At 56.6% G+C, this 7,432-nt stretch carries 7 protein-coding genes and 1 tRNA gene; 5 read left to right on the top strand and 3 right to left on the bottom strand.

The features are described from left to right. Positions 1 to 82 precede the first annotated feature (82 nt). Together HMPREF1628_RS08060 and HMPREF1628_RS08055 are read right to left on the bottom strand one after the other, a co-directional pair. A complete protein-coding gene (locus tag HMPREF1628_RS08060; protein ID WP_052039020.1) occupies positions 83 to 1,183 on the bottom strand; it encodes a glycosyltransferase family 4 protein in 1,101 nt (366 codons plus the stop codon). A gap of 14 nt (positions 1,184 to 1,197) precedes the next feature. Beyond that, positions 1,198 to 1,935 (bottom strand): IclR family transcriptional regulator, encoded by a 738-nt coding sequence (locus HMPREF1628_RS08055; protein ID WP_016444969.1) that lies wholly within the window; start codon positions 1,933 to 1,935, stop codon positions 1,198 to 1,200. Between the two features lie 225 nt (positions 1,936 to 2,160). On the opposite strand from HMPREF1628_RS08055, the gene murA reads away from it, so the two are divergent. After that, positions 2,161 to 3,477, top strand: coding sequence for a UDP-N-acetylglucosamine 1-carboxyvinyltransferase (gene murA, locus HMPREF1628_RS08050; RefSeq protein ID WP_034510815.1), 1,317 nt, complete (start codon positions 2,161 to 2,163; stop codon positions 3,475 to 3,477). 9 nt (positions 3,478 to 3,486) lie between these two features. Continuing rightward, on the top strand, positions 3,487 to 4,209 hold the full coding sequence (locus HMPREF1628_RS08045; RefSeq protein WP_034510813.1) for a lysophospholipid acyltransferase family protein: 723 nt from the start codon (positions 3,487 to 3,489) through the stop codon (positions 4,207 to 4,209). Positions 4,210 to 4,270: 61 nt separating this feature from the next. On the opposite strand, the gene HMPREF1628_RS08755 is transcribed toward HMPREF1628_RS08045, so the two are convergent. Next, positions 4,271 to 4,891 (bottom strand): AMIN-like domain-containing (lipo)protein, encoded by a 621-nt coding sequence (locus HMPREF1628_RS08755; protein WP_052039019.1) that lies wholly within the window; start codon positions 4,889 to 4,891, stop codon positions 4,271 to 4,273. 190 nt (positions 4,892 to 5,081) lie between these two features. On the opposite strand from HMPREF1628_RS08755, the gene HMPREF1628_RS08035 reads away from it, so the two are divergent. The 3 genes from HMPREF1628_RS08035 to HMPREF1628_RS08025 all read left to right on the top strand — a co-directional run bounded on the left by HMPREF1628_RS08035 (position 5,082) and on the right by HMPREF1628_RS08025 (position 7,427). After that, positions 5,082 to 6,209, top strand: a complete 1,128-nt coding sequence (locus HMPREF1628_RS08035) for a D-alanine--D-alanine ligase family protein (RefSeq protein WP_034510809.1) — start codon at positions 5,082 to 5,084, stop codon at positions 6,207 to 6,209. Between the two features lie 126 nt (positions 6,210 to 6,335). Next, positions 6,336 to 7,250, top strand: a complete 915-nt coding sequence (locus HMPREF1628_RS08030) for an ATP-grasp domain-containing protein (protein ID WP_198030431.1) — start codon at positions 6,336 to 6,338, stop codon at positions 7,248 to 7,250. A gap of 104 nt (positions 7,251 to 7,354) precedes the next feature. Further along, positions 7,355 to 7,427 (top strand) — tRNA-His (locus tag HMPREF1628_RS08025). The last annotated feature ends 5 nt before the right edge of the window (positions 7,428 to 7,432 follow it).

Genomic DNA, 7,432 nt, shown 5'->3' with positions numbered 1-7,432 from the left:
ACAGCACCTGAGAAATCGGGTGCTTTTTTGCTACCGGGTGCCTGTTTCGCATAGTGTTCAGTGCGCTTAGAGGTGTAAAGATCTAGTTGCGCCAGTCCTCGTACAGCTCCAGGTAGGCCTGCAGGCCGCGGCTCCAAGTGTGGGTAATGCGGTTCTGAAGCGCGTATTCGCGAAGTTTCTTGAGGCGCTGCGGATGTTTAGCGAGCATCGCGAGAGCCGCGGCCATCTCTTTGTCACTCGAGGTTTCTAAGCCGTCGCGGCCATGAGTAATGAACTCTTCAATCCCTGAGCCCTGGCGGTAAATGACGGGCAAACCGCACGCGCGGGCCTCCAGAGCCGCGATTCCGAACGCCTCTTTAACAACCGGGGACACAAAAACCTCTGCGCGCGTATACGCATCAGCCAACTGCGTGGGCATTACCTTTCCATGCAGATGCAGGCGACCACCCGAAAGTCCGGGCCGGGCCAAAGCAGGCCGCAGACCGCCGTCGCCGTACACGTGCACGTCCACGCGCGCCCGCCTTGCGATCTCGGCAAGTTGTAGAACCCGTTTTCTCGGGGCCAGTCGCGTGGCCGTTACTACTCGGAGGGGAGCAGAAGTAGCCTCCTCGTTGAAATGGGTCAAAGCTGCTTGACGCGCCTGCTCCCAGGGTTCATCAAAAATCAAGTTTGGTAACACCGCTACTTGAGCGTTGCCCCGAGCTGCCGCGGCAACTGCCCGTGCAGCTGGCTCCGATACCGCGGTGAGTCGTATTCCGGCACTCTCCCAAGCGGGCAGGGGATTGACCGCGCCGTACCACCAGGTGCTACCGCCGAGGTGGGAGTGCCAGGTCAAGATCGCCCTCGTACCGGTCTTAATACAGGCCTGTACTGCCATGCGCGCGAACGGCGAGACCAACCCCATGTGAACGTGAACGACATCAAACGAGGGCAAAGCCTGCTCCAGGGCCTCACGTGCAAATGGATTCACCGGAAGATCTAGAGGGATATGTGCAGTCAGACGCCGCACCGTAACTTCGCCATCGAGCTCCGTAAAATCACCGCGCGGCGAGGTTGTGGGCGTTGCTGTAATCACCGTGACGCTGTGACCGGCGGCGGCAAGGGCTTGGCCCAGATTGCGCACCTGGGTTTCAATCCCCCCAACGCGCGGGCTGTACGGGTCAGAAACGAGGGCAATCCGCATTTGCTAAGTGCGATCTACAGGCCAAGTTCTTCGGCGCGGCGCAGGAAGTCTGAGAGACGGTTGGCTGCTGCAACTACCGACGGGCCGTGCTGGCGGCCAGGCTGACGTCCCATCCGCTCCACGGGGCCCGAAATAGAGATAGCGGCAAGCACCTTGCCTCCCGGACCGCGAACAGGAGCAGAAACGGACGCCACGCCTATCTCGCGTTCGGACACGGACTGTGCCCAGCCGCGACGGCGAACAGCAGAGAGCATGGTCGCGTTAAACGAAGCGCCGTAGAGGCCGCGGTGAAGCCGGTCCGGCTCCTCCCAAGCGAGGAGCACCTGGGCTGCGGATCCTGCTTTCATGGAAAGCGTGGCGCCAACCGGGATGGAATCGCGCAAACCTATCTGGCGCTCAGCTGCCGCAACGCAAATGCGTTGGTCTCCCTGACGGCGGTAGAGCTGTGTTGATTCCTTCGTGTGATCACGCAATGCGATCAGAACAGGGGTGGCTGATGCGAGAAGGCGATCTTCGCCAGCAGCCGATGCGAGTTCTGACAAGCGAGGGCCTAAAACAAAACGGCCCTGCATGTCGCGAGCAACAAAACGGTGAAACTCAAGAGCGACTGCAAGGCGATGTGCGGTTGGCCGAGCCAATTTAGTGGTTGAGACCAACTGGGCAAGCGTTGCCGGCCCGGCCTCTAACGCGGACAAAACAAGCGAGGCTTTATCTAGAACGCCTACGCCACTGGTGGGAGCTTTTTCATCCATACACCGATCTTGCCATCTCAATCATTGAGATGGCAAACTCCTGGATATGATCGCCCGCACAAAAGTGCAGGTAAGAGGCTTTTCGTTGGATGAACGTGCGAGCGGTTGTGCTGAGACACGGGGCTATAGTGGTGTGGGTAATGGAACGCCTGCAGGCCGTGCGTTATAGATTAGTGCAAGGGATAATAATAAATTCAGCTAGCTAGATTAAGCAGAAAGGCTTCCATGGACTCGGTTTTGCGTTTGCAGGGCGGCAAACCTTTGACGGGAGACATCACCGTTCGCGGTGCAAAGAACTTCGTTCCAAAGGCGATGGTGGCAAGCCTACTTGGTACAACCCCCTCGAAGCTCTCAAATGTTCCTCTAATTAGGGATGTGGACCTGGTTTCTGAGCTTCTCGGTCTGCACGGCGTGCATATTAATTTTGACCAGGGTGCCGGTGTCCTCGAACTCGACCCGTCAAACGTCGAGGTCGCCCACGTATCTGAAGTTCAGGCCCTTGCCGGGTCATCGCGCATTCCGATTCTTTTTTGCGGCCCCCTCCTGCATCGTCTAGGAGAAGCCTTCATTCCCGACCTGGGAGGTTGCCGTATTGGTGACCGTCCAATCGACATGCACCTGGATGCGTTGCGGGCATTTGGTGCGCAGGTAGATAAAGAAGATAACGGCATTCGCATCACCGCTCCAGATGGTTTGCGCGGCGCCAAAATCAAGCTTCCTTTCCCGTCGGTAGGCGCCACCGAGCAAACCCTGCTGACCGCGGTAATGGCTGACGGCATCACAGTGCTGAAGAACGCGGCCATCGAGCCGGAAATCATGGACCTAATAAACGTCCTCCAAAAGATGGGTGCCAGCCTGTCCGTTGATACCGATCGCACGATCCGAATCGAGGGCGTATCGGAGCTACGCGGATTTACACACACCTCGATCTCTGACCGCATTGAGGCAGCCTCGTGGGCTTCGGCTGCACTGGTAACGCACGGAGACATTTACGTGCGCGGAGCGCATCAGCCAGACATGACGACGTTCCTGAACGTCTTTCGCAAGGTCGGTGGCCAATTTGAAATTGACGACGCCGGCATCCGTTTCTTCCACCCAGGTGGAGAGTTGCAATCGATTGTGCTCGAGACAAACGTGCACCCCGGCTTTATGACCGACTGGCAGCAGCCGCTGGTTGTTGCCTTGACGCAGGCGAAGGGGCTTTCAATCGTCCATGAGACGGTTTACGAAAACCGTCTTGGATTCACGAAGGCTCTTAACCAGATGGGTGCGGAAATCCAGATTTACCGTGAGTGCTTGGGCGGCACTCCGTGTCGCTTCGGGCAACGCAACTTCTACCATTCCGCTGTTATCTCTGGACCTACACCGCTACACGGCGCTGAAATTACAGTTCCAGACCTGCGTGGAGGTTTCTCCTACCTCATTTCGGCTCTGGCGGCGGAGGGGGAGTCCATCGTGCATGGCATCGATGTGATTGCCCGCGGATACGAACATTTCCTCAGCAAGCTTGGCCGCTTGGGTGCCGATGCGGAAAGAATGTAGGAGAAGGCGATGAGTAAGCCGGCAACTGGTATCTATAAAGTCGCGGTTGAAGTCCTGCGTCCTGTTGCGAAACTAACCACCAAGCCGCATTGGCGCGGCCGAAACAACCTTCCCAAGGACGGCCCCTTCATTCTCATCATGAATCACGTGACTGAGTATGACGTGGTGGTAGTGGCTCACTTCATTGTTGATGCCGGACATGCCGTGCGCGTTCTTGCTAAAGACAGCCTGTTCCGGGTTCCCGGACTTCGGCGCGTGCTGACCGGGGCAAAAATGGTGCCGGTAAGTCGGGGAACTTCCAGCGCTGGCGACGCCCTCAAGAATGCGAAAATTGCGCTTGCTGAAGGCGAATCCGTAGCTATCTTCCCAGAAGGCACGCTCACCACAGATCCTGATCACTGGCCCATGAAGTTCAAGACGGGAGCCGCTAGGCTTGCCCTCGCAACCGGGGTTCCTGTAATTCCGTTGGCGCACTGGGGAGGCCACGAGATCATGCATCGTTGGAGGAACTCGTTCCCTTTGCGTAGGCGTGACACGTGGGTGATGGCTGGGCCCGCATTCGATTTCTCTGATCTGAACCAGGATGAAAACGATCACGAGGCTGTCAAAGAAGCGACGCGTCGAATGGAGGAAGTCATCACCTCAATGATCGAAGAAATCCGCAGGGAAAAAGCCCCCGAAACCAGGTGGGATCCAAAGCTCAAGGCATACCCTCCCGTTTCGGGTACTTAGAAGCCTTGCCCGTTGGTTGTAGAAACAGCAAGCAAGAGCCAGGAAAGCCTTTTACCTTGCCCTACTTGCGTAGGTCGACCACGAGCCGCTTGGGCTCTTCAAGAGTAAAGACTCGATATTCGCGCTGTTTATCGCTTGATACCGCGATGTGTGTCTCAGACTCGAACGAGCCGTCAAACCAGGCGATGACATTGTCATCCAGCCGTTTATCAGCGGGGCCGTTGTAGTAGTATTCGGCAGCTCCGGGAATCGCCGGCCAGGTGGCGCCGTGGATCATAATGTCAAGCACGTTGCCCTGCGGAATTGGCAGTGCCTCGCCGCGCCCGAGCTCAACCGATTTGTCGGTCCAACCAATGGTCCAGCCAGGATCGCCCTGGCCCACGAACTCGACCACCACGCGGTAGTAATCCTCATGTACACCTACGCGAAAATCGTGGACCAGCAAGGAAGTGTTTGAAGTACCTTCAACCTGCTCAGATGGTCCAGAAATCCATTCCGCCTCGTCCATAAGAACAACAGTTTCCGCCGTCGTGTCCACATACGGTGTGGGCAGGTAGGTTTCGGCCTCAGTAGTTGCCGGCGTAGAGGCATCAGGGGCGCCCTCGCCCTGGCTGCATCCGCTAAATGCCAAGGCCGATAGCAAGGTGGTTAGCGCTACGCTGACTCGTACTTTGTTATTCATGGTGAGTTCCAATCGCTACGTTTTTCTTACTCTAACCCGCCCAAGAGAGGGCTTCATCTACAAGTAGCCTGCTTACCGGCCTCGAAAATGAAAATCGTGGTGAACTGCAAGCAGTGTCTAACGCGCGACATATTTTTGAAGGCGCGTCAGAGTTGATTGAACTTGATTATTTTGAAGTAAAGTCAAGGTCATGAGTGATTCTCCAAAGAAAACCCGCGTAGCCCTGATTTTCGGAGGGCGTAGCGGCGAACACCAGATTTCTTGCGCAACGGCCGCCAGCGTAATGGCGGCTATCGACCCTGCGAGGTACGAGATCTTGGCAATCGGTATCACGCCCGATGGTGAATGGGTACGCGTGCCGGCTAAGCCCGAACTCTACGAAATGATTGATGGGCGAGGTGTGGTGATCGAAGCTGGGGAGTCCTCCGTAGCGCTATGGACCGGAAATCCGCGGGTAGTGGAGAAACCGCGCGCAGTTGCCGGTGAACGAATTGAGGCCACTGACCTGGGCGACATTGATGTAGTGTTCCCCCTGCTTCATGGACCCTACGGTGAAGACGGCACCATTCAAGGACTCATGGAGATGTCTAACCTGCGCTACGTGGGTTGCGGTGTCGCGGCCTCGGCGGTGTCTAATGACAAGCATTTGACCAAAGCGCTCCTGCTTGGCGCCGGCATTTCGGTGGGGCGGTGGACGCTGATCACCGACCGTGAATGGAGGCGGGATCGCTCTCGCGCTCTGGCGCAGGCTGCAAGCGTTGGTCAGGACCTGTACGTCAAGCCCGCACGTGCCGGTTCCTCGCTGGGTATCACTCACGTTGAGGACCTGGACATGCTTGAAGACGCTATTGAAGAAGCTCGCAGGGTTGATCCGCGCGTAGTTGTTGAGGCCGCGACGGTAGGCCGCGAGATCGAGTGTGGCGTCCTTGATTTTGGGAATGAGGGGGCGCGCGCCTCCAAGTGCGGTGAGATCGTGGTTGCCTCGCGAGATGGCTTCTACGACTACAAAACTAAGTATCAGGCACATGATGTCGTGACGCTTTCTACGCCAGCTGACCTGCCCAAAGCCGCGGAACAACAGATTCGAGAAACCGCTGTGCGCGCGTTTGAGGTGCTCGGTTGCGAGGGCCTTGCCCGCGTGGACTTCTTCTACAACGAAGAATCTGGAAAAATCACGATTAACGAGGTGAATACTATGCCGGGATTTACCCCGTGGTCCATGTATCCAGCGATGTGGCAGGCAACGGGCATAGATTATCCCGCACTCGTTTCGCATCTAATCCAGCAGGCCCTGGCGCGTCCGATAGGGTTACGCTAGAACGCAGCGGCTCTAGTTCTTCGTTTTCAAAATGGTAGGGCCATTAGGCGTAATATCTGCGCCGCGCAACAAGCAGTGTTCTCATCCGTGCAAACAAATCGATCGAATATGGTTAAAGTATCAACTATGAAGCCACGCGTGACGTTAGTAACCTCTTCTGAATTGCCTAATCTTTATCCTGGCGAGGAAGGCTTGCCGGATGAATTGGCGCAACGAGGATGTGATCCCCAGGTTAAGCGCTGGGATGACCCAGATGTTGATTGGCAAGATGCTGGTCTCGTAATTGTTCGCTCCGTATGTGATTACGCGACGAGGCGCGATGAGTTCCTGGCATGGACTAAGACGGTGCCGCGCCTGCTGAATCACCCGGACATTCTGGAGTGGAACTCGGACAAGCACTATTTGAAGATTTTGAACGAAGAGTTCGGGCTTCCAATCATTCCCACTACGTGGCTTGATGTTGAGAAGAAGCTTTCAAAGCACCGTGTACACTCGCGTTTCCCAGCCCTCCAGGATTTTGTTATCAAACCCGCGGTTTCTTCGGGAGCGCGCGATATCGGCCGCTATTGTGCGGTAGAGCCCGCTTCGAGAAGGGCTGCGGTTGGTCACGTAATGAGTCTTTTGGATGAGGGACGTTCCGTGATGTTGCAGCGCTACCAGGAGGCGATCGACAAGCACGGTGAGATCACCCTGGTGTTCTTCAATGGACTCCTTTCGCATGCGGTTCAAAAACAGCCGATGCTGCACGATGCTTCGATCACGATGGAATCCAAGCAGGAAACGCTGGTTAAAGCCCGCGAGGCAACACCGGAGGAGTGGCGTTGGGGTGAAACTATTCGCGCTGCCCTCCATGCCTACGTCAAGCAACGCATGGGCCGTGACGAGCAGTTCCTGTTCAACAGGGTGGATATTGTGCCCGATGGGGAAGGCTCGTTCATGGTTATGGAAGTTGGCCTGGTGGACGCACAGCTCTACCTGGACTCCTCGCCAGAGGCCCTCGGGAACTTCGCTGACGCGATTTCGGTTCGAGCGCACTGGTAAAAGAGGTTCTCTGGCCCCTGCGGTGTGGTAGAGGCAACGCGGTGCGCGTTTTGTTTAGTGCGTCGTTACTGCTACAGTTATCTATCGTTGCATAAGCAATGATGGTGGCTGTAGTTCAGCTGGTAGAGCACCTGGTTGTGGTCCAGGACGTCGCGGGTTCGAGTCCCGTCAGCCACCCGGAT

The sequence above is a fragment of the Actinomyces sp. S4-C9 genome (assembly GCF_000758775.1).
In the GTDB taxonomy this organism is placed as follows: domain Bacteria; phylum Actinomycetota; class Actinomycetes; order Actinomycetales; family Actinomycetaceae; genus Gleimia; species Gleimia europaea.
Note: the sequence above shows the minus strand (reverse complement) of the source record. Positions and strands in the feature narration are given on the sequence as shown.

Bases quoted from the DNA above. Each gene is read 5' to 3' on its own strand.
- HMPREF1628_RS08060 (WP_052039020.1), bottom strand. From the start codon at position 1,183: ATGCGGATTGCCCTCGTTTCTGACCCGTACAGCCCGCGCGTTGGGGGG.
- HMPREF1628_RS08055 (WP_016444969.1), bottom strand. From the start codon at position 1,935: ATGGATGAAAAAGCTCCCACCAGTGGCGTAGGCGTTCTAGATAAAGCC.
- murA (WP_034510815.1), top strand. From the start codon at position 2,161: ATGGACTCGGTTTTGCGTTTGCAGGGCGGCAAACCTTTGACGGGAGAC.
- HMPREF1628_RS08045 (WP_034510813.1), top strand. From the start codon at position 3,487: ATGAGTAAGCCGGCAACTGGTATCTATAAAGTCGCGGTTGAAGTCCTG.
- HMPREF1628_RS08755 (WP_052039019.1), bottom strand. From the start codon at position 4,891: ATGAATAACAAAGTACGAGTCAGCGTAGCGCTAACCACCTTGCTATCG.
- HMPREF1628_RS08035 (WP_034510809.1), top strand. From the start codon at position 5,082: ATGAGTGATTCTCCAAAGAAAACCCGCGTAGCCCTGATTTTCGGAGGG.
- HMPREF1628_RS08030 (WP_198030431.1), top strand. From the start codon at position 6,336: ATGAAGCCACGCGTGACGTTAGTAACCTCTTCTGAATTGCCTAATCTT.